The 19,674-nt window shown below is 67.9% G+C and carries 16 protein-coding genes; 11 read left to right on the top strand and 5 right to left on the bottom strand.

Annotated elements, in window-relative coordinates:
* Positions 1-545 precede the first annotated feature (545 nt).
* Both hisC and G3I17_RS31515 read left to right on the top strand, forming a co-directional pair.
* Complete coding sequence (hisC, locus tag G3I17_RS31520; RefSeq protein ID WP_164601403.1) at positions 546-1,625, top strand: histidinol-phosphate transaminase; 1,080 nt, start codon at positions 546-548, stop codon at positions 1,623-1,625.
* Positions 1,622-2,401, top strand: coding sequence for an SDR family NAD(P)-dependent oxidoreductase (locus G3I17_RS31515; RefSeq protein WP_164601401.1), 780 nt, complete (start codon positions 1,622-1,624; stop codon positions 2,399-2,401). Before hisC ends, G3I17_RS31515 begins: the two co-directional genes overlap by 4 nt.
* Before the next feature lie 271 nt (positions 2,402-2,672).
* Here G3I17_RS31515 and G3I17_RS31510 read toward each other — a convergent pair whose 3' ends face one another.
* A complete protein-coding gene (locus G3I17_RS31510) occupies positions 2,673-3,263 on the bottom strand; it encodes a hypothetical protein (protein WP_164601399.1) in 591 nt (196 codons plus the stop codon).
* A gap of 522 nt (positions 3,264-3,785) precedes the next feature.
* Positions 3,786-4,730, bottom strand: a complete 945-nt coding sequence (locus G3I17_RS31505; RefSeq protein ID WP_164601397.1) for an EamA family transporter — start codon at positions 4,728-4,730, stop codon at positions 3,786-3,788.
* Between the two features lie 132 nt (positions 4,731-4,862).
* Here G3I17_RS31505 and G3I17_RS31500 point away from each other — a divergent pair, with 132 nt between their 5' ends.
* The 5 genes from G3I17_RS31500 (at position 4,863) to G3I17_RS31480 (ending at position 10,966) form a co-directional block, all read left to right on the top strand.
* Positions 4,863-6,167 (top strand): phytase, encoded by a 1,305-nt coding sequence (locus G3I17_RS31500; RefSeq protein WP_164601395.1) that lies wholly within the window; start codon positions 4,863-4,865, stop codon positions 6,165-6,167.
* 399 nt (positions 6,168-6,566) lie between these two features.
* On the top strand, positions 6,567-7,694 hold the full coding sequence (pdhA, locus tag G3I17_RS31495; RefSeq protein WP_343238483.1) for a pyruvate dehydrogenase (acetyl-transferring) E1 component subunit alpha: 1,128 nt from the start codon (positions 6,567-6,569) through the stop codon (positions 7,692-7,694).
* Positions 7,694-8,671 (top strand): alpha-ketoacid dehydrogenase subunit beta, encoded by a 978-nt coding sequence (locus G3I17_RS31490; RefSeq protein WP_203591026.1) that lies wholly within the window; start codon positions 7,694-7,696, stop codon positions 8,669-8,671. Before pdhA ends, G3I17_RS31490 begins: the two co-directional genes overlap by 1 nt.
* The gene (locus G3I17_RS31485; RefSeq protein ID WP_164601389.1) at positions 8,671-10,053 is read left to right on the top strand and encodes a dihydrolipoamide acetyltransferase family protein; all 1,383 of its coding nucleotides are present in this window, start codon (positions 8,671-8,673) and stop codon (positions 10,051-10,053) included. The genes G3I17_RS31490 and G3I17_RS31485 overlap by 1 nt, the downstream gene beginning before the upstream one ends.
* Positions 10,054-10,315: 262 nt before the next feature.
* Positions 10,316-10,966, top strand: coding sequence for a DUF3558 domain-containing protein (locus tag G3I17_RS31480; RefSeq protein WP_164601387.1), 651 nt, complete (start codon positions 10,316-10,318; stop codon positions 10,964-10,966).
* 82 nt (positions 10,967-11,048) lie between these two features.
* On the opposite strand, the gene G3I17_RS31475 is transcribed toward G3I17_RS31480, so the two are convergent.
* Entirely contained in the window at positions 11,049-12,503 is a 1,455-nt protein-coding gene (locus G3I17_RS31475; RefSeq protein ID WP_164601385.1) for a S8 family serine peptidase, read from the bottom strand.
* A gap of 372 nt (positions 12,504-12,875) precedes the next feature.
* On the opposite strand from G3I17_RS31475, the gene G3I17_RS31470 reads away from it, so the two are divergent.
* The 4 genes from G3I17_RS31470 to G3I17_RS31455 all read left to right on the top strand — a co-directional run bounded on the left by G3I17_RS31470 (position 12,876) and on the right by G3I17_RS31455 (position 16,770).
* Positions 12,876-13,511 (top strand): GntR family transcriptional regulator, encoded by a 636-nt coding sequence (locus tag G3I17_RS31470; protein ID WP_164601496.1) that lies wholly within the window; start codon positions 12,876-12,878, stop codon positions 13,509-13,511.
* On the top strand, positions 13,508-14,851 hold the full coding sequence (locus G3I17_RS31465; RefSeq protein WP_164601383.1) for an MFS transporter: 1,344 nt from the start codon (positions 13,508-13,510) through the stop codon (positions 14,849-14,851). Before G3I17_RS31470 ends, G3I17_RS31465 begins: the two co-directional genes overlap by 4 nt.
* 102 nt (positions 14,852-14,953) lie before the next feature.
* A complete protein-coding gene (locus G3I17_RS31460) occupies positions 14,954-15,955 on the top strand; it encodes an ATP-binding cassette domain-containing protein (RefSeq protein WP_164601380.1) in 1,002 nt (333 codons plus the stop codon).
* Positions 15,952-16,770 (top strand): ABC transporter permease, encoded by an 819-nt coding sequence (locus G3I17_RS31455; RefSeq protein ID WP_164601378.1) that lies wholly within the window; start codon positions 15,952-15,954, stop codon positions 16,768-16,770. The genes G3I17_RS31460 and G3I17_RS31455 overlap by 4 nt, the downstream gene beginning before the upstream one ends.
* Positions 16,771-16,836: 66 nt before the next feature.
* Here G3I17_RS31455 and G3I17_RS31450 read toward each other — a convergent pair whose 3' ends face one another.
* Complete coding sequence (locus tag G3I17_RS31450; protein ID WP_164601376.1) at positions 16,837-18,021, bottom strand: lipase family protein; 1,185 nt, start codon at positions 18,019-18,021, stop codon at positions 16,837-16,839.
* Positions 18,018-19,598 carry an AMP-binding protein gene (locus G3I17_RS31445; protein WP_164601374.1) on the bottom strand — a complete coding sequence of 527 codons (1,581 nt, stop codon included), beginning with the start codon at positions 19,596-19,598 and terminating at the stop codon, positions 18,018-18,020. The genes G3I17_RS31450 and G3I17_RS31445 overlap by 4 nt, the downstream gene beginning before the upstream one ends.
* Positions 19,599-19,674 lie beyond the last annotated feature (76 nt).

Below are 19,674 nucleotides of genomic sequence, written 5' to 3'. Positions count from 1 at the left end.
CGCATTGGGTTTGGTGAGGCGCTGGGGTGGCGGGTCCGGCAAGACAGGGTGGCCCGTCGCCGCCACCCTGAACGCCACCGAACCGTGGCCCCAGAGCTCCTCTTGGCGGGGTTCGCCCGCCGCCACGCCAGGGGCCGGACCGCGCATCTGAGGGGTTAACCCCGCAGTCGGTGGGTTGCCTGGTCGGATTCTGGACGGGCAACCCACCGTCTGAGGGGACAACCCCTGAGACGGCCCGGAGGCGGGCCGGGCAGCTCGCTGCGCTGCTCGTGCACCACTCGACTGGACGTCACTCAGCAGCGGGATGCGATGCGGGTCGGATGCCGCGTTGTTTGTGGTTTGGGTGGGGTCGATGCGTCAGCCCGACGAGCGAGTACGGGTGGGGGATGGTCCTGCTCAGGGTTCGGGTTGTTTGGTAGACGAATGGGTTGGTCTTCGGCCATTTTGCCGTCTGCGCGGCGAACCGATTCGGGGCTCGTTGAGCAATTTGTCCAGTGCGGTTCTGTGGGGTTCTAAGCCGGCGAGGTTGGGGCTAGCCTGCCGCCATGACCGCAGACGATGAGGTCCGCTTCCGTTCCGTCCTGGACGACGTCGCGGCCTACAAGCCGGGCAGGCCACCGGAGCGCGCCGACGGCCGCCCGACGTTCAAGCTGTCCAGCAACGAGAACCCGTATCCGCCGCTGCCGGGCGTGCTTGCCGCCGCCACCGAGGCTGCCGGGAACATGAACCGGTACCCCGACATGGGCGCGCTGCCGTTGCTCGAGGCGCTGTCGGAGCGGTTCGACGTACCGGTCACCGATCTGGCCATCGGGACGGGCTCGGTCGCCGTGCTCTACCACCTGCTGCAGGCCGCCTGCAGCGAAGGCGACGAGGTCGTCTACGCGTGGCGGTCCTTCGAGGCCTACCCGATCGCGGTGCAGTTGACCGGCGCGACCTCCGTCCAGGTCCCGCTGACCGAGGACGCCCGGCACGACTTCAAGGCGATGGAAGCCGCCCTGACCGACCGCACCCGCGTCGTCGTGGTCTGTACGCCGAACAACCCGACCGGGCCGGTCGTCCGGCGCGACGAGCTGATCGCGTTCCTCGACGCCGTACCGGGCAACGTTCTCGTCGTACTCGACGAGGCGTACCGCGAGTTCGTCCGCGAGCCGGAGGCGCCGGACTGCACCGAGATGTACCGCGAGCGGCGCAACGTCGTCGTCCTGCGGACCTTCTCCAAGGCCTACGGGCTGGCCGGTTTCCGGATCGGCTACGCGATCGGCCACGAGCCGGTGATCGCCGCGATCCGTAAGTGCGCGCTGCCGTTCGGGGTCAGCGAGGTCGCCCAGGCGGCCGCGGTCGCGTCATTGCGCGCGGAGAAGGAGCTGCTGGACCGCGTCGAAGCCCTCGTGGTCGAGCGGACCCGGGTAGTCGGCGAGCTTCGCGCGGCCGGGTGGGACGTCCCCGAGACGCACGCGAACTTCGTCTGGATGCCGCTCGGCGAGGAGACGCTGGCCTTCGCCGAAGCCGTCCAGGCCGAGGGTGTCTCGGTCCGGCCGTTCCCGGGCGAGGGTGCCCGGGTGACGATCGGCGAGCGTGAAGCGAACGACCTCTTCCTCACGATCGCGTGCGCCTGGCGCCAGTGAGGAACCTGATCTGGATCTCAGGCGCATCTTCCGGGATCGGGGCTGCGCTGGCAGTCAGTACGCCGTACGCGGATGCGCGGGTGATCGACCTGTCCCGGAGGGGTGGAGTGGTCGAGCACTTCGCGGCCGATCTCGCCGACCCGGCGGACTGGGTGCGGGTCGAGGAGCATTTCGCCGCGGAGCTGGCCGGGTTCGACGGTGAGCGGGTGATCTTCGTGCACAACGCCGGCACGGTCGTACCGATCGGGCCGGCCGCGAAGGTTGATGCCGAGGCTTATGCGAAGGCGGTGCTGCTGAACTCGGCGGCGCCGCAGGTGCTTGGCCGTGCGTTCCTGCGGGCGACTGCCGGGCTCGAGTGTGAGCGGCAGTTGGTGCTGCTGTCGTCGGGTGCCGCGACCAAGGCCTATCCGGGCTGGTCGGCGTACAACGCGGGCAAGGCGGCTGTCGAGCACTGGGTGCGGTCGGTCGGGCTCGAGGAAGCCGCGCTGGACCAGGAGAGCGCCGACGCGGTGACCGGTGCGGCGCCGGGTGTGGCGGCCGGTGGCGTGCGGGGCTGCCGGGTGATCGCGGTGGCGCCGGGGGTGGTGGACACGGCGATGCAGGCGGAGATCCGGGCGGTGGACGAGCAGGACTTTCCCGCGGTCGAGAGGTTCCGGGAGCTCAAGCGCTCCGGCGGACTGATCACACCGGAGCAGGCAGCGGCCGGTTTGTGGGCCGTCATCGAGGCGAAGTACCCGACCGGCAGCATCCTCGACCTGCGCGATCTCCCCAGCTGACACAATCGCCCGGCCCCCGCTGGGACGGGGGCCGGGCGACCGGCGTCGTACGAAAGACCTGGCGCCGCGGGCCGCTGGAGCCATCCGCAGCCCCCGGGAGCCGGTGGCTCTCGAGACGGTGTTACTCACGAACATTTGTGCTCACTCACGAAGAAGCGGCATCGGGAAGTAGTGAGGCTTAGTTCCCGATGCCGCTTCGAGGTGTTACTACCGGGTGATCACCCCACCGAGGCGACCGGTCCGGTGTCCATCATCGCTGACCAGGGAGAGGTCAGTTGTCCTGCTCGGAGTCCTGCTCGCAGGTCTTCAGGATGTCCGTGGTGTTGTCGTCGTTGTCCAGGCCCAGGACACCGGCGATCGAGTTGACCGGCACGGCGCCGCCGATGACGTTGGCAGCAACGTCGTTGTGGCAGGCCTGGAACGGGCCGACGTTGTTGCGGGAGACCGACACGAGGCCGTCGTCGCCCACGCGGTACCACTTGCCACCGTGGTTGTTCTGCTTCGAGCCCTGCTCGCAGGTCTTGACGACAGTGGCCTGGTTGCCGTCGTTGAACAGACCAACGATGGCGACGACGTCACTGACCGGCACGGCGCCGCCGATGCCGTTGACCGCGGCGACGTTGTGGCAGGCCTGGAACGGGCCGACGTTGTTGTCGTCGACGTTCACCAGGCTGCCGTTGTCGCGGACGAAGTACCAGACCTTGCCGCCCTTGGAGTAGCCCTTGAGCGCCGAGGCGTCGGTGACACCGCCGGTGGCCTTGGTGTTGTCGTCGATCATGTTCGCGCTGACGACGGTGGCCAGGCCCAGCGTGGCAACGGTCGCCACTGCCGCTGCAGCGGCGATCTTGCGTGTTACCTGCATTATGCGAGGTTTCCTTTCGGGTATGACGGATTCGTCTTAGTGGGTAACGACGAGTGATGGGGTGGGTTACAGAATTCGTCGGCGGTTTTTTGGTTCAGGCGGGAATCCGTGGGTAACCCATACCAGGCGAATGATGGGTTGGTTGCCGCAGCAGGAATCTGTCTCTGACCAGGCAACTTGTCACCCAGGCGGCTCGCGCTCAGGGGAGCCGGAGGTGAGAACAATTCGTTTCGGCCAGTGCCGTAACCGATCGGCGGTTTCGTCGTTGTCTGATCGCGGGCGAACGATTGCTCGCGTTTCATGGGGTATTTTCGGCGGGCTCGGTGGCCGGCGAAATGGCATTACCATGACACGACGGATTGTCACGCACCATTGCCGGAGTTTCGCGCCGTGTTTTTTCGGGGCATGGCGCCGGCCTGGCAACACGGACCCGCTGCCGCGCGCATCGGCAGCGGTGGGAGACCCGGGCACCCCATGGGAGCCCGGGTCTTTCCCTTTCCAGGGGCCCGGCGTTCTGGCGGGCTAGACGGTCCGGCGGCGCTCGGCGCTGACGACCAGGGCGACGCCCACGACGACGACCGCGCCGCCGATCAGGATCTTGGCGGTGATGCGCTCGCTCAGGACCAGCCAGCCGAGCAGGACCGCGACCACCGGGTTCACGTAGGCATAGGTGCCGATCAGCGAGATCGGTGCGTTCGCCAGTAAGTAGGAGTAGGCCGTGTACGCGAGCAGCGAGCCGAAGACGACGAGGTAGGCGAGGGCGATCCAGCCCTTCGGCTCGATCGCGCCGAGGTGCAGACGGCCGGGCTCACCGCTCAGTACGCCGATCAGCACCATCGCGCTACCACCGACCAGCATCTCGTACAGAGTCGCCACCAGTGGGTCCTTGGGCAGCCCGAGTCGTGGCGAGAAGCGGGAGCCGATCGCCCAGCAGATCGTGCCGCCGACGAGGATCGCGACCGAGATCGGTTTCGCGCTCGTGTCGCCGCCGGATAGTGCGAGCAGGGCCGCGCCGGTGAAGCCGATCAGGACGCCGAGCCAGGTCAGCGGGCGCGGCCGCTCGCCGCTGCCGACGCGGAGCAGCATCAGCCACAGCGGTACTGCGGCGACCAGGAGTGAGCTCAGCCCGGACGGCACTGTCTTCTCCGCGACCGCGACAGCACCATTGCCCAAGGCAAGCAGTAGTAGCCCGACGACGCCGGCGCCGAGCAGTTCGCGGCCGGTGACCCGGAGGCGGCCGGTGCCCGACTTGAGCGCGAGGAACGCGGCCAGCAGGACGGCCGCGACCAGGAAGCGGGAGGCCATCCCGAGCATCGGCGGGATGTCGGCGTCGACGACGATCCGGATGGCGAGGTAGGTCGAGCCCCAGACGACGTAGACCACCGCGAGGGCCGACCAGATCATCGCCCCGGACGCCGGCTTGAGGGTGGCCTCAGGCGGTACTGCGGGCGCCGGTGCGATGGTCATCGCGATTTTCCTCCGATGTCATGGGTCAAATGCAAGAACGATCCTGACACTAGTCGCGCCCGGGTGCGGGCCACAAGAGACTCTTCACCTGGTGGTCGGCCACTGGACACCCGGGCCGGTGAGCCTGACCGCATGCGCATCCCACTCGCCGTTCTTCTGGCGGCCACAGCAGTAACAGCCCTCGCCTCGCCTCCGGCATCGGCACTGAAAGAAGAGTTAGTGGGGGTGCAGGCGAAAGAAGAGGTAGTGGGGGTGCGGGCGGTGGCCGAGACGGCGGCCAACTGGGATGACGAGGCCGGTGGGGACGCGAACGCCGACGACCCGGCGATCTGGGTCAACTCGGCGCGACCGGGGAAGAGCGTTGTGCTTGGGACGCTGAAAAACGGCGGGCTGACTGTTTTCGACCTGACCGGTCGGGAGCTGCAGCGGATCGCGACTCCGCCGGCGCCGGCTCCGGGGGACGAGGCCGGCCGGTTCAACAACGTTGACCTTGTTACTGGTGTCCTGGTCGGTGGAAAGCGGCAGGATCTGGCCGTCGTCACCGACCGTGGGCTGGACAAGCTCCGGGTGTACTCCGTCGACCAGCGTGGCGCCGACGCCAAGAACAAGGTGCTCACCGACGTCACCAGCCCCACCGCTCCTCTCGTCTTCAGCAAGAACTCCACGGAGGTCCAGGAGCAGCGCACGGCGTACGGCGTCGCCGCGCTCAACCTCGGCGGTCAGGCGTTCGTCGCCGTCAGTCGTCGCAGCGAGACCCGGATCGGGCTGTTCCGCCTGGTCGCCGACCGCGCGGGCAAGATCGGCTACCAGGCTGTGAAGCAGCTCGACCTGCCCTCAACCTTCCGGTTGTCGAACGGATCGACCTGGTCACCCTGTGAGGACCCGGGCGACCGCCCGCAGGTCGAGGGCATGGTCTTCGACCAGACGACGGGCACCCTGTACGCCGCGCAGGAGGACATCGGCGTTTGGACCATCCCGCTAAATGGCCGCAGTCCGCTGGTCGGCAAGCCGGCGCTGCTGGAGAAGACGCGCGAATTCGGCCAGCCCGGGGCGTACGACGAAGAGACCGAGGAGTGCGCGCCGACCGGCCCCGTCTCACCGGATGGCGGCAAGCACCTCAGCGCCGACGCCGAGGGCCTGACGATCGCCTACCGCGGTACCGCCAAGACCCTCTACGCGTCGAGCCAGGGCGACTCCACCTTCGCCGGCTACCGGATCACCGCGAAGGGCCTCGACTACCGCAATGGGTTCAAGATCGTCGACGGTCGCGCGGCGGACGGCGTACAGCACAGTGACGGCGCCGCGGTCACGACCAAGCCGCTCGGGCCGCTCTTCCCGCACGGCCTGCTCGCTGTCCATGACGGCGAGAACACCCCCGGTGACGGCGACCGCGAGGGGACCAACTTCAAACTGGTACGCCTGGAGCAGTTGCCCTGATCGACGTCGCTTTGTGACGTAGATCGCACGAAACCTCTCGGTACGGTGACAGTGGCGGGATTTAAGCCTGACAACGGTCAGAGATATGACCAGTGGCTGGACTGGTGTCTCAGCGCGAGACGCCTTTCGGTACCGCCGTACAAGTCGGCGTCCAGACAGTTAGCGCAACAGCAACCTGCTGGGTACGGTGTCCGGCAAGATGGGCAGTGATACCAGTGAGGAGGTTCACTGCCGAGCGGTGAGTACCACCCTGCATCAACCTGGATCCACGCGGTCCCGCCTGCGAAGCCTCACCCGGCTGGCTGGGCCGGGGCCCGTGCAACGTTGCGGTCGCGGCGATCCCGCGCTCGAACCCGAGGAGTGCATGTGAGTGAGTCGGTGCCGGGCCTTGCCCCGGAAGTGTTCGCGCCCGTCGAGGCGCCGGTCAGTCCCTCCCAGGCCTCCGAGGAGGTCGAGTTCGTCCAGTTGCTGACGCCTGAAGGTGAGCGCGTCGAGCACCCGGACTACTCGTTCGACCTCGACTACGAGGCGATCAAGGGCTTCTACCGGGACATGGTCATGGTCCGCCGGATCGATACCGAGGCGACCGCGCTACAACGTCAGGGCGAGCTGGGCCTGTGGGCCTCGCTGCTCGGCCAGGAAGCCGCCCAGATCGGCTCCGGCCGCGCGCTGAACACCAATGACATGGTCTTCCCGACCTACCGCGAGCACGGCGTGGCCTGGTGCAAGGGCGTCAACCCGCTGAACCTGCTCGGCCTGTTCCGCGGCGTCGACCAGGGCGCCTGGGACCCGCGCGACAACAACTTCCACCTCTACACGATCGTGATCGGCGCCCAGACGCTGCACGCGACCGGGTATGCGATGGGTCAGCAGCGCGACCACGCAGTCGGTGACGAGAACGGCGAGGCGACGATCGCGTACTTCGGCGACGGCGCCAGCAGCCAGGGCGACGTCAACGAGGCCTTCATCTACGCGTCGGTCTTCAACGCGCCGGTCGTCTTCTTCTGCCAGAACAACCAGTGGGCCATCTCGGAGCCGATCGACCGGCAGACCCGGATCCCGCTGTACCAGCGCGCGGCCGGCTTCGGTTTCCCCGGCGTCCGCGTCGACGGCAACGACGTACTGGCGACGTACGCCGTCACCCAGCAGGCGCTGAAGCGCGCTCGCGAGGGCAGCGGCCCGACCTTCGTCGAGGCCTACACCTACCGGATGGGCGCCCACACGACGTCGGACGACCCGACGAAGTACCGGCTGTCCGAGGACCTGGAGTACTGGAAGCTCAAGGACCCGATCGAGCGCGTGAAGGCCTACCTGGCTCGCTCTATCGGCGTCGAGCACGAGTTCTTCGACGAGATCGAGGCCGAGGCCGACCAGGTCGCCGCCACCCTGCGCGCGGGCTGCCTGGCGATGCCCGACCCGAAGATGACGGACTTCTTCCAGCACGCGTACGTCGAGCAGACGCCGCAGCTGGTCGAGCAGCAGGCGCAGTACTCGGCCTATGCCGCCTCTTTCGAAGGGGAGCAGTGATGACGAAGATCAGCCTCGGCAAGGGCATCAACATGGGCCTGCGGGCGGCCATGGAGGACGACCCCAAGGTCATCATCATGGGCGAGGACATCGGTAAGCTCGGCGGGGTTTTCCGGGTCACCGAAGGTCTGCAGAAGGACTTCGGCGAGGACCGGGTGATCGACACCCCGCTGGCCGAGTCCGGCATCATCGGGACCGCGGTCGGCCTGGCGCTGCGCGGCTACCGGCCGGTCTGCGAGATCCAGTTCGACGGGTTCGTCTTCCCGGCGTACGACCAGATCATCAACCAGGTCGCCAAGATGCACTACCGGTCGATGGGCAAGCTGAAGATGCCGATCGTGATCCGGATCCCGTTCGGCGGCGGCATCGGCGCGGTCGAGCACCACTCGGAGTCGCCGGAGACGCTGTTCGCGCACGTCGCCGGGCTCAAGGTGATCTCCTGCGGCGATCCGGTCGACGCGTACTGGATGATCCAGCAGGCGATCAAGTCGGACGATCCGATCGTCTTCTTCGAGCCGAAGCGGCGGTACCACGAGAAGGCCGAGCTCGACGAGAGCACCGGCCCGCAGCACCCGCTGTACAAGGCGAAGGTGGTCCGTGAGGGCACCGACGCAACGCTGTTCTGTTACGGCCCGATGGTGAAGACCTGCCTGCAGGCGGCCGAGGCCGCGGTCGAGGACGGCCGCAACCTGGAGGTCGTCGACCTGCGCTCGATCGCGCCGCTGGACCTGGCGACGATCTTCGCCTCGGTCAAGAAGACCCGGCGCGCGGTCGTCGTGCATGAAGCTCCGCTGTCGCTCGGTACCGGTTCTGAGCTGGCGGCCCGGGTGAGCGAGGAGTGCTTCTACCACCTGGAGGCGCCCGTACTGCGCGTCGCCGGATACGACACCCCCTACCCGCCGTCGCGGATGGAGGAGGAGTACCTGCCCGACCTGGACCGGGTGCTCGAGGGTGTCGACCGGGTGATGGGGTACTGATGGGGATCCAGCAGTTCCGCCTCCCTGATGTGGGCGAAGGCCTGGTCGAGGCCGAGATCGTCAGCTGGAAGGTCAAGGTCGGCGACACGGTCAAGCTGAACGACACCGTCGTCGAGATCGAGACCGCGAAGTCGCTGGTCGAGCTGCCTGTTCCGTTCGCGGGCGTCGTCACCGAACTCCTCGTCCCCGAGGGCGAGACGGTCGACGTCGGCACCCCGATCATCTCCGTCCAGACGGCAGACGAGGGCACCGGCGCGGAAGACCTGGTCCCGTCGATCCCCGACGAAGAAGCCATCGAGCCAGGCAAGATCGGCGGCGCAGCCCCCGGCGGCCGCACCGCCGTTCTGGTCGGCTACGGCCCGAAGACAACGGAAGCCAAACGCCGCCCCCGCAAGGGCGGCGCCCCGGCCGCAGCTGTCGTGGCGAGCCCCGCACCAGCCGCCCAGGCTATCCCTGCGGTCAGTGCTCCGGCTGCGCCTTCTGTTCCGGCCGAGGTTGCCGGAGGCAACGGGGTGAGTGTGCATGTGCTGGCTAAGCCGCCGGTGCGGAAGTTGGCTAAGGATCTTGGGATTGATCTGGCTGTTGTGACGGCGACCGGGCCGGGTGGAGTCATCACTCGTGGCGATGTGGAGAGCCACACGTCAGCTCCGGCAGCGGCTGTTGCTGCTCCTGTGGTGAGTGTGCAGGGGGACACCCGGATTCCGGTCAAGGGTGTGGTGAAGGTGATGGCTCAGGCGATGGTGAGTAGTGCGTTCACCGCACCGCATGTGACCGAGTGGATCACCGTCGATGTCAGCGCCACGATGGAGCTGGTCGAGCGGCTGAAGAAGGACAAGGCGTTCCGGGAGCTACGGGTCTCGCCGTTGCTGATCGTCGCCAAGGCGGTCACCCTGGCCGCCCGGCGGACGCCGATCATCAACGCGACCTGGGACGAGGCCAACCAGGAGATCGTGATCAAGGGCTCGGTCAACCTCGGGATCGCCGCGGCCACCCCGCGCGGGCTGATCGTGCCGAACATCAAGAACGCCGGCGCGCTTCCGCTGACCGATCTGTGCGCGGCGCTGAACAACCTGGTCGCGGTGGCTCGCGAGGGCAAGACCCAACCGGCCGACCAGGCCGGCGGCTCGTTCACGATCACCAACGTCGGCGTCTTCGGTATCGACGCCGGTACGCCGATCATCAATCCCGGCGAATCCGCGATCCTCGCCTTCGGTGCGGTCCGCAAGCAGCCGTGGGTGGTGGACGACGAGATCGTGCCGCGCTGGATCACCACGCTCGCGCTGTCCTTCGACCACCGGCTGATCGACGGCGAGAAGGGCTCCACCTTCCTCGCCGACGTCGCCGCCATCCTCGAGGATCCGGCCCGCGCGCTGATGTTCTGAGCCGGACGACCGGACGACCCAGGAGCGCCTTTCCTGGGTCGTCCGCTTTCGGACAGCTGGTTGTCGTCGCCACGCCCGAGGTGACCTGTACCTGAGCAGTCGTTGCCGATGGCCCGTTCTGCACGGGGGTCGATGCCGTCCGGGAGGATCTTGCTGCCCCATCGGGTCAGCTGGCGCGAGAACGCCGTTCGACGGCGTTCCGGGCGGCTAGCTTCGCTCTCGACTGTCCGTTCCGGGGCAGTGCTTCTCGAGGGAGATCGTGATGCTGACTGTTCACCGCGGGCGACTCGTCACCGTCGGCGCGAGCGTGCTGCTGGCCGGTGCGTTCGCGCTGACCGTCGCCGGGTGCGGCCCGGCCGATGCCGACAAGGCCGCCGCACCGCCGCCCACCACCCCGACCAGCCAGCCGTCGGACGACCCCGGTACGCCGACTGCGCAGCCGACCGAGCAGTCCTCGGGCGACCCGACCACCCCGACCCCGACCGGCGAGGCGGCCGGCGAGGCGGGTGACCTGCCGAACCCGTGTGAGGGGTTCACTGAGGCGGGCATCACCACCTGGACCGGCCTGCCGATCGCGCCGGACGAGGACGGCTTCCGGGGCGGACCCGATCCGTACGAACCCGGTGACACCCAGCGCGAGTGCGTCTACGGGCTCAAGGGCGGGCACTTCCTGGTGGGCGCTCAGCACACCAGTGCCGACGAGTTCTCCCCGCCCGGCGACGACGGCGAGCTGGTCGACGGGATCGGCGACCAGGCCTTCTTCATCAAGTCCAACAACGAGTTGCACGTCCGGAAGGGCGAGCTTGAGATCGTCGTGAACTTCACCAAGGATTCCAGCCCGTCCGGCGACCTGACCCTGATCCCGGTGCAGAAGACCATCGCCACCGCGATCCTGGAGAAGACCGGGGCCTGAGGCAACAAAAAGGAGAGAGGGGGTCCCGGGCGGGGGATCCCCTCTCTCTGTCTTTGCGGTCCTCAGTGGGGGACCGGTGGGATCAGTACTTCTTGACGCCGTCCAGCGCGTCGACGAGACCCTCACCGAAGAACGCGTTGTTCGCGGTGGTGCCGGTGCAGCGGGCGTCGACGACGGCCGGGCAGGCCTGGTCGTCGGCTTCGACGCGCAGGGCCTTCTCGATCTCGGCCGGCTTCAGCCACGGGCGGGACGACTTGATCAGCGCGGCCACACCGGCGACGTGCGGCGACGCCATCGACGTACCGCTCGCGATGCCGTACCTGTTCCCCGGCAGCGTGGACAGGATGCTGCTGCCCGGCGCGGCCACGTCGATCTTGTTCAGGCCGAAGTTGGAGAAGCCACTGCGAGCCTTGGTGTTGGTGGTGCTGGCGACCGTGATCACGCCCGGCAGTTCGGTCGGGATGTCCAGGCAGTCGTTGTTGATGGTCCGGGCGACCGGGGTGGTGTCGTTCGGGCTGGTGTTGTCGGTGGTCTTGTTCGCCAGGTCGTAGTTCGAGTTGCCGGCAGCCGCGACCGAGAGCACGCCCTTGCTGGTCGCGAACGCGACAGCCCGGCGGACTGCTTCCAGTACCGCGCCCTGGTCCGGGTCGTTCTTGCACCAGAAGGTGTACGGGTCGATGAAGTAGCTGTGGTTGGTGACGTCCATCTTGTGCTCGGCGGCCCAGACGAACCCACAGATCGAGTACTCCGGGTAGATGTAGCCGTCGTCGTTCACGACCTTCACCGACGCGATCCGGACGCCCGGGGCGACACCGACGATGCCGACGCCGTTGCGGGCGGCGGCGACGGTACCGGCCACGTGCGTGCCGTGCGTGCTGGTGGTCGGCCGCCACGCGCCGGGCGTGGTGTCCGGTACGCCGTTGTTGATGCAGTTGACCGAGTTGGCGGCGTCGAAGTTCGGCGCCAGGTCCGGGTGCGTGTCGTCGACGCCGGAGTCGTTGATGCCGACCAGAACGCGGTGGGTGCCGTCGGTGACCTTGTGGGCTTGGTCCGCCTTGATCTGGGCCATGTCCCACTGCTCGCCCTCACGCGGGTCGAGCACCGGGGTGGCCTCGCCGGCCTGCAGACCCTTGGGAGCGGCGTCCGCGGGCTTCGCGGCGCCGACCGGGCCCTCGGAGACGGCCGCGGTCCGGGTGGCGCCGACCGACTGGACGCTCTTGCCGTTCTTGCCGAGCTTCACGTCGGTACGGAAGGTGGTGCTGGTCGACTGGGCGATGATCACGCCGAGGTCTTCGTACGACTGGACGACGGTGCCGCCGGCCGCTTCGATCGCCTGCTCGGCCCGGTCGACGTGGATCGACACCGGCTTGGTGTTGACTACGTAGTTCATCAGGATCCCCGGCGCGGCCGCGACGGCGCCCGAGGCGGACGGAGAGACAGGTGTTGCGTGAGCAGCGGCGGTGCCGGCGCCGGCGAACGCCAGTGCAACGACAGCCAGGCCGGCGCTCAACCGACGGGTACGCGAGCGTGGGGTCAAGACAATCTCCTCATCAGGGGCGATCAGACGGGAACGCTGGCCGAACTCTAGAACGCATCGTGGCGCCACGGGCCGATCGACTCGGAAAGCACGGGAAACCCTGCGCTGGTCATTACCCAGTGTCCCTGTGCTCACTCTGTGTAGATCTCCATCCACAACGGCCCACATCTGTGGACCAACCTGTGGATAACTCGGTGGGAGGGAATCAATCGAGCGCTGGATTGTGTTGCGTGTAAGATAGATACAACAGAGATACGTGACGTAAGGGGTGTTGTGGGTAGCGGGGTGGCCGGCGAAGGTCCGGCGAGTGGGTTGGTACTGGGTGACGAGACAACGGAAATTGCACGGATAGTGGCGGACGCAGCGCCCGGGGTGGAGAAGATCCCCGCGGCGGAACGCGTCTACGCGTATGTGAAAGCGGCGATCCTCGACCGGGTCTATCCCGGTAACGAGTTGCTGACCGAGGGTGAGTTGGCGACCGCGGTCGGAGTCTCCCGTACTCCGGTCCGGGAGGCGCTGCTGCGGCTGGAGGAGTCCGGCCTGGTCAAGCTCTACCCGAAGAAGGGCGCGCTCGTCCTGCCGGTGCTGGCGCAGGAGGTCAACGACGTCCTGGAGGCGCGCGAGCTGATCGAGACGCACGCCGCGGCGAAGGTCTGGCCGCGCCGCAAACAGCTGGCCGAGAAGCTCGTCCCGCTGGTCCAGGAGATGCGCGCGCACCGCAAGGCCGGGGACGCGAAGAGCTTCCTGGTCGCCGACCGGGTCTTCCACGAGGCGATCGTCGGTGCCGCGGGCAACCAGATCCTCGCTAAGCTCTACAACAGCCTGCGCGACCGGCAGGTCCGGATGGGCGTGCCCGGGATCGAGATGCAGCCGGCCCGGATGGACAAGTCCATCGCCGCCCACCAGGAGATGATCGACGCCCTCGGTGGTACCAGCGCCAAGCGCTTCCGCGAGCTTGTGATCGACCACATCCACGTCGCCGCGACGGATCTGCGGGGCTGGCAGTGACCGAACTCGTCTTCCCCCTGGGCGGTCGGCGTGCCTGGGCGGTCTGGGCTACTGCTGTCCTTACCTACCTGGTCACCGTGCTGCACCGCGGCTCGATGAGCGTCGCCGGTCTGCAAGCGGCCGAGCGGTTCGACATCTCCGCGTCCGCGCTCGCCAGCTTCACCGTCGTCCAGCTGACCGTGTACGCCGCGATGCAGGTGCCGGTCGGCATTCTGCTGGACCGGTATGGCTCGAAGCGGCTGCTGATCGCCTCCTCGGGGCTGTTGTTCGCAGCGCAGGCGGCATTCAGCCTGGTCGACTCCTACCCGGCGGCGCTGGCCGCCCGGGCGGTGCTCGGCGTCGGCGACGCGCTCGTCTTCATCAGTGTGCTGCGGGTGGTGATGGCCTGGTTCCCCGCGCTCCGGCAGCCTGTGATGTCACAGGTGACCGGCATGCTGGGCGGGCTCGGCGCGATCGTGTCGACGGTGCCGATGGCGGCCGCGTTCCACGCGTTCGGCTGGACCCCCACTTTCGCCACCGCGAGCTTGCTCAGTCTGGTGGCCGGCCTGGCCGTCCTCTTCCTGCTGAAGGACAGCCCGTACGACGTGTCGCCGCATCGCGCGAAGCAGCCGATCGCCTTGGTCCGCCGGAATCTGCGGCGGGCCTGGAAGGAGCCAGGCACGCGCCTCGGGCTCTGGACGCACTTCACCACCAGCTTCTCGGGTGGCACGTTCGGTCTGCTCTGGGGGTACCCGTTCCTGGTCCAAGGGCAGGGCGTCGCGCCGACCACAGCCGCGGCGATGCTCATCCTGCCGGTGCTGGCGGGCTTCTGTTATGGCCCTCTGGTCGGCCGGTACGCCGCGAAGTTCCCGTACTACCGGTCCTGGATCGTGCTGGCCGTGATCGCCGGGTCGGTGCTGATGTGGACCATCGTACTGGCGTGGCCGGGCCGGGCTCCGATGCCGGTGCTGCTCCTGCTGATCGTCGTCCAGGCCGCCGGCGGTCCTGGGTCGATGCTGGGCCTGGACTACGCGCGGACCTTCAACCCGACGACCCGCTTCGGGGCGGCGAACGGGATGGTCAACACCGGTGGCTTCATCGCGATGCTGATCTGTATCGGGATGGTCGGGATCCTGCTGGACGCCTCGTCCGGTGGCGCCCCGCAGACGCTCGGTGACTTCAAGCTCGCGCTGGCCTTCCAGTACGTGCTGTGGACGATCGGAACGATCCAGATCCTGCGCTACCGCCGCCGTGCCCGGGCGACGCTGGCCCGGTACAACCCCGAGATCTACGAGGCGCTCCGGGCGAACCAGATCGTCCCGCTCAAGGCCGACACCGCGGAGTTCGCGAAGGTCAGCTGAGACAGCCTGGCACGGCCTGGCATGGGCTACCAGTCCAGTGCCAGGCTGGTGTCAGCGCTCGGGGGCACGGTTATCCCAGTAACAGTCATCTGGGAGGAACCAATGTCCACCACGAACCACGTCGCCATCTCGGCCGAGGGTCTGGTCAAGAAATACGGCAGCACCATCGCGCTGGACGGCGTGGACCTGAGCGTGCCGACCGGCACCGTGCTCGGGGTCCTCGGGCCGAACGGCGCCGGCAAGACCACCGCGGTCCGGATCCTCGGCACGCTGCTGCGCCCGGACGCCGGGCATGCCACCGTCGGCGGCTTCGACGTCGTCAAGGAGGCGCCGCGAGTCCGCGAGATCATCGGGCTGACCGGACAGTACGCCTCGGTCGACGAGGACATGTCCGGCCGCCGCAACCTGGTCATGATCGGCCGGCTGCTGGGGATGCCGGGGGCCCAGGCCAAGGCGCGGGCCGTCGAACTGCTGGAGCGCTTCGAGCTGTCCGACGCGGGGGATCGGATCGCCAAGACGTACTCCGGCGGTATGCGCCGGCGGCTCGACCTGGCCTCGAGCCTGGTCGGCAATCCGAGCATCCTCTACCTGGACGAGCCGACCACCGGCCTCGACCCGCACGCCCGCAACGGGGTGTGGGACACCATCCGCAACCTGGTGCTCGACGGGACGACGGTGCTGCTGACCACGCAGTACCTCGAAGAGGCCGATGCGCTGGCCGACTCGCTGCTGGTCTTCGACAAGGGCAAGGTCGTGGCCGAAGGCCGGCCGGCCGAGCTCAAGGCGCAGGCGGGCAAGCAGTCGCTCGACGTCCGGCCCGCCGAGCCGGGGCACCTCGAGCGCGTCGCCGCAATCGTCTCCGAAGCGGTCGGCACCCGGCCGACGGTCGACGTGGTCAACGCACTCGTGAGCGTGCCGGTCACGGACGGTTCGTCGATGCCCGTGGTGGTCCGTCGCCTCGACGAGGCCGGGATCGCGGTCACCGAACTGGCTCTGCGGCTGCCGAGTCTGGACGAGGTCTTCCTCGCGCTGACCGGCCACACAGCCGCTGTACAGGACACCGCCGGACAGGACTCCGTCGTACTGGAAGGAGCGGGCCGATGAGCACCGCCACACTCGAACCGGCGGCGGCCCACGCGGCCCGCCGCAACCGTCCGTTCGCCTGGGCGGAGCAGAGCCTGACGCTCGCCTGGCGCAACATCGTCCGGATCCGGCAGAACCCCGAAGCGCTGGCGGACGTGACGATCCAGCCGATCATCTTCCTGCTGCTGTTCCTGTTCGTCTTCGGCGGCGCGATCGCGGGGGGTGGCACCTGGCACGACTATCTGCCCTACCTGCTGCCGGGCGTGCTCGTGCAGTCGGTGGTGTTCTCGACGCTGGGGACCGGCGTCAGCCTGAACGAAGACTTCGCCAAGGGCGTCTTCGACCGGTTCCGCAGCCTGCCGATCGCCCGGGTGGCGCCGCTGATCGGGGCGGTGCTCGGTGATGCGGTGCGCTATCTGACCTCGATCGTGATCTTGATGACGGCCGGGTTCATCCTCGGCTTCCGGTTCGAGAACGGCGTCGGCAACGGGCTGCTCGCCTGCCTGGTGGTGCTGCTCTTCGCGCTCTCCCTGTGCTGGGTCTGGGTCTGGCTCGGACTGAAGCTGAAGACCGCGCAAGGTGTCCAGGGGATCGCCTTCCTGGTGATGTTCCCGCTGACCTTCGGCAGCAACATCTTCGTCAAGGCGGACACCCTGCCCGGTTTCCTGCAGGCCTGGACGAAGGTGAACCCGTTGACCTACCTGGTCGACACGATGCGCGGCCTGATGCTCGGCGGCGAGGTCCAGAAGCCGCTGCTGATCACGCTGGCCTGGATGGTCGGCCTGGTCGCGGTCTTCGCACCGATGGCCATCCGCGCCTACCGCCAGCGCACCTGAGCAAACAACGCTGAGTAGACAACGGACAGCCGGTGGAGCCCCCAGGGCCTCCACCGGCTGCATCGTTCAGCAGGTGCTCGGAGCCTTGAGGCCGAAGAATCGTGCACTCAGGTAGGCAACCGCTGCCGGAGCTCCGGTGACCGCCAGGACGTTGTGCTCGCTGGCGTGGTCGGTGTACATCGCGACCTTCGTGCCCTTGGCGCACCAGGCGTCGTTGAGGCTCTTGCCGACGGCCCAGGGGATGAGCTCGTCGAACTTCGAGTGGTACAGGTAGACCGGAGCCTTGGGTGCGTTGGCGCCCATCTTGTTGGTCGTCAGCACCTGCTGCGCGATCGGCTCGGCCAAGGGATCAGTGGAATCGCTGTACTGCTTGACGCTGTGGAACGCGTACAGCGCCTCCTCGACGACGCACAGATCGTCCATCGCCGCGATCAACTGCTGGCCCTTGGCATTGAAGATGCTCAGCAGTTCGGGGTACTCCCGGCTCACGCCGTTCGCCGCCGCGAGGAACAGCCCGGCGAACGGGCCGCCGTCCATCTGGCGTCCGGCCGCCGCCAGGTCGGCCGGAGTACCACCGGAGGCGACGCCCACCAGGTTCAGCTCAGGCGCGTACGTCGGTTGCAGCTCCGCCGCCCAGCCGGTCGCCAGGGCGCCGCCAGAGTAGCCCCAGATGCCAACCTTCGTCGTCGGGGTCAACCCGGCCTCGGGTGAAGCCAGCGTCGCCCGGATGCCGTCCAGTACTGCGTGCCCCTCCATCCGCCCGGCGCCATAGGCATCCCGGGGACCCTGGTAGTCCGTCACCACGACGGCCCAACCCTTGGCGACCCCGAGGGCCAGCAGCGGCAGCTCCTTCTCCAGCCCGGTCCGCAACGTGTACGACGGGTTGCACTGGTCGCCGAGCGAGTCGGTGGCCGGCTGGTACGACAACAACGGCCGCTGGCCCAGGTACGGGGTGAGTGGCACGATCACTGTGGAGATGACCGTCACCGGCCGGTTCTTCGAGTCCGCACTTCGTGACTGCAGCTGGAAAGCCTTGACTGGCAAGGGAATTCCGAGCCCGGTGACGGTGACCGGCCGCTTCTTCAGCACCGTGCCGGGCGGCTTGGACTCGTACCCAGGGGCGGCTTGGTAGAACGCGTCCTGGTCGGGCTCGGTGATAGCGGTCGCGACAGCTGACGCCGGTGGTGACATGGTCGCGAGCAGACCCAGTGAGACCGCGAGGGCGACGAGTACTTTCCTCTTGCGTTTCATGCGGTGTCCTTACCTTCGAGGTGGGGGCGGTAGACCTTGCCGGTGGCAGTGCGGGGGAGCTCATCGAGGAAAACGACGTCGCGGGGGACTTTGTAACGCGCCAGGTTCTCCCGGACGTGATTGCGGATCGTGTCGCTGTCGAGGGTCGCGCCGTCGGCCAGTACGACGTACAGGCGCAGGCGCTGGCCGAACTCCTCGTCGGGGACACCGAGCGACGCGACCTCCGCGACACCGGGCATCGCCTCGACCAGGTTCTCGACCTCGATCGGGAAGACGTTCTCGCCACCGGACACGATCATGTCGTCGTCGCGGCCGTCCACGAACAACCGGCCGCCGGCGTCGAGATGCCCGAGGTCGCCGGTGCTCAGCAGGCCGTCGATCGTGTCCTTTTGGCCGCCGCCGGAGTAGCCGGCGAAGCTGAGTCCGTTGCCGACGAAGATGCGCCCAGTGGTGCCGGGCTGCTCGACGAGTTGGTCGGCGTCGTCGTACAGGCGGACCTGGCAGCCGACCGGGGTGCGGCCCGCGGTGCCGGGTGCTGCCAGCCAGTCGTCGGGCATCGCGACGGTGGCGACGGCGCACTCGGTCGAGCCGTAGAGATTGTGCAGTACCGGGCCGAAGGTGGCCATCGTGCGGTTGCCCAGATCCATTGGCAGCAAGGCGCCTGCGCTCATGATCACCCGCAGGGAACTGGTGTCGTAGCGCTCCGGCTCGGCGGCCAGGATCCGTTGCAGCATGGTCGGTACGACGATCAGCGCGGTGGCCCGATGTTTCTGGACTCCTTCGAGCGTGGCTCGCGCGTCGAAGCGGCGGCGGACCACGATCGTCGAGCCGAGCGCGAGCGTCATGATGAACTGGGTGAGCCCGGTGCCGTGGAACGTCGGGGCCGCGATGAAGACGGTGTCGCCACGACGCAACGGCACCCGGTCGAGGAACTGCGCCGCCATCAACGGCGATCGCACCTGCCGGGGCGCGCCTTTCGGCGTACCGGTCGTGCCGCCGGTCAGCAACACCATGCCGGCCTGCTGCTTGGGCAACTTCAGTGGTCCGCCGTCGTTCGCGGCGATCATCGCTTCGAGGTCGCTTGAGGTACCCCAGGCAACAAACCGCCGGACAGCCGCCGGTACTGCGGACAAGAGGTCGTCGAACTCCTCGTCGTGGACGAGGGCCGAAACCCCTTCCCGGTGGGCGACATCGGCCAGCTGGACTCGGCTGAATCCCGTGTTCAGCAAGACGAGCCGGACCCCGAGCTTGCCGCAGGCAATCATCGAGTCGACGAAGCCGCGGTGGTCGCGGCAGAGCACACCGATCACCTGGCCCGGCTCGACTCCCGCCGCTGCCCAGCCGCGGGCCAGGGCGTTGGCGCGCTGGTCCAGCTCGCCGTACGTGAGCTCGCCCAGTTCGTCGATCAGGGCGAGATCTGTGGGATCGCGCCGGGCGGCGATGTGGGCGGCGCCGGCGATCGGCCCGAGCCGCCGCATCGCCAGCGAACTGGTCGCGGTGAGAACCGGATGGCTCAGATCGAGCAGCCCCGCACCGCGCAGGACCTGGACAGCACGCAGTTTGTCGGCCGGCCTCATCGGCGCCTCCAGGAAGTAAGTGAAAAGCAGTCTTTTCACTTAGGAACTGGTCAGTAATGTAGGACCGATCTGGCTA

Source organism: Streptomyces sp. SID13031, from assembly GCF_010548305.1.
Taxonomy (GTDB): domain Bacteria; phylum Actinomycetota; class Actinomycetes; order Propionibacteriales; family Kribbellaceae; genus Kribbella.
Note: the sequence above shows the minus strand (reverse complement) of the source record. Positions and strands in the feature narration are given on the sequence as shown.

What these genes read in the sequence shown, in the direction of transcription:
- G3I17_RS31510 (WP_164601399.1), bottom strand. Translation starts at nt 3,263, where the DNA reads ATGCAGGTAACACGCAAGATCGCCGCTGCAGCGGCAGTGGCGACCGTT.
- G3I17_RS31445 (WP_164601374.1), bottom strand. Translation starts at nt 19,598, where the DNA reads ATGAGGCCGGCCGACAAACTGCGTGCTGTCCAGGTCCTGCGCGGTGCG.
- hisC (WP_164601403.1), top strand. Translation starts at nt 546, where the DNA reads ATGACCGCAGACGATGAGGTCCGCTTCCGTTCCGTCCTGGACGACGTC.
- G3I17_RS31505 (WP_164601397.1), bottom strand. Translation starts at nt 4,730, where the DNA reads ATGACCATCGCACCGGCGCCCGCAGTACCGCCTGAGGCCACCCTCAAG.
- G3I17_RS31480 (WP_164601387.1), top strand. Translation starts at nt 10,316, where the DNA reads ATGCTGACTGTTCACCGCGGGCGACTCGTCACCGTCGGCGCGAGCGTG.
- G3I17_RS31500 (WP_164601395.1), top strand. Translation starts at nt 4,863, where the DNA reads ATGCGCATCCCACTCGCCGTTCTTCTGGCGGCCACAGCAGTAACAGCC.
- G3I17_RS31485 (WP_164601389.1), top strand. Translation starts at nt 8,671, where the DNA reads ATGGGGATCCAGCAGTTCCGCCTCCCTGATGTGGGCGAAGGCCTGGTC.
- G3I17_RS31455 (WP_164601378.1), top strand. Translation starts at nt 15,952, where the DNA reads ATGAGCACCGCCACACTCGAACCGGCGGCGGCCCACGCGGCCCGCCGC.
- G3I17_RS31450 (WP_164601376.1), bottom strand. Translation starts at nt 18,021, where the DNA reads ATGAAACGCAAGAGGAAAGTACTCGTCGCCCTCGCGGTCTCACTGGGT.
- G3I17_RS31460 (WP_164601380.1), top strand. Translation starts at nt 14,954, where the DNA reads ATGTCCACCACGAACCACGTCGCCATCTCGGCCGAGGGTCTGGTCAAG.
- G3I17_RS31490 (WP_203591026.1), top strand. Translation starts at nt 7,694, where the DNA reads ATGACGAAGATCAGCCTCGGCAAGGGCATCAACATGGGCCTGCGGGCG.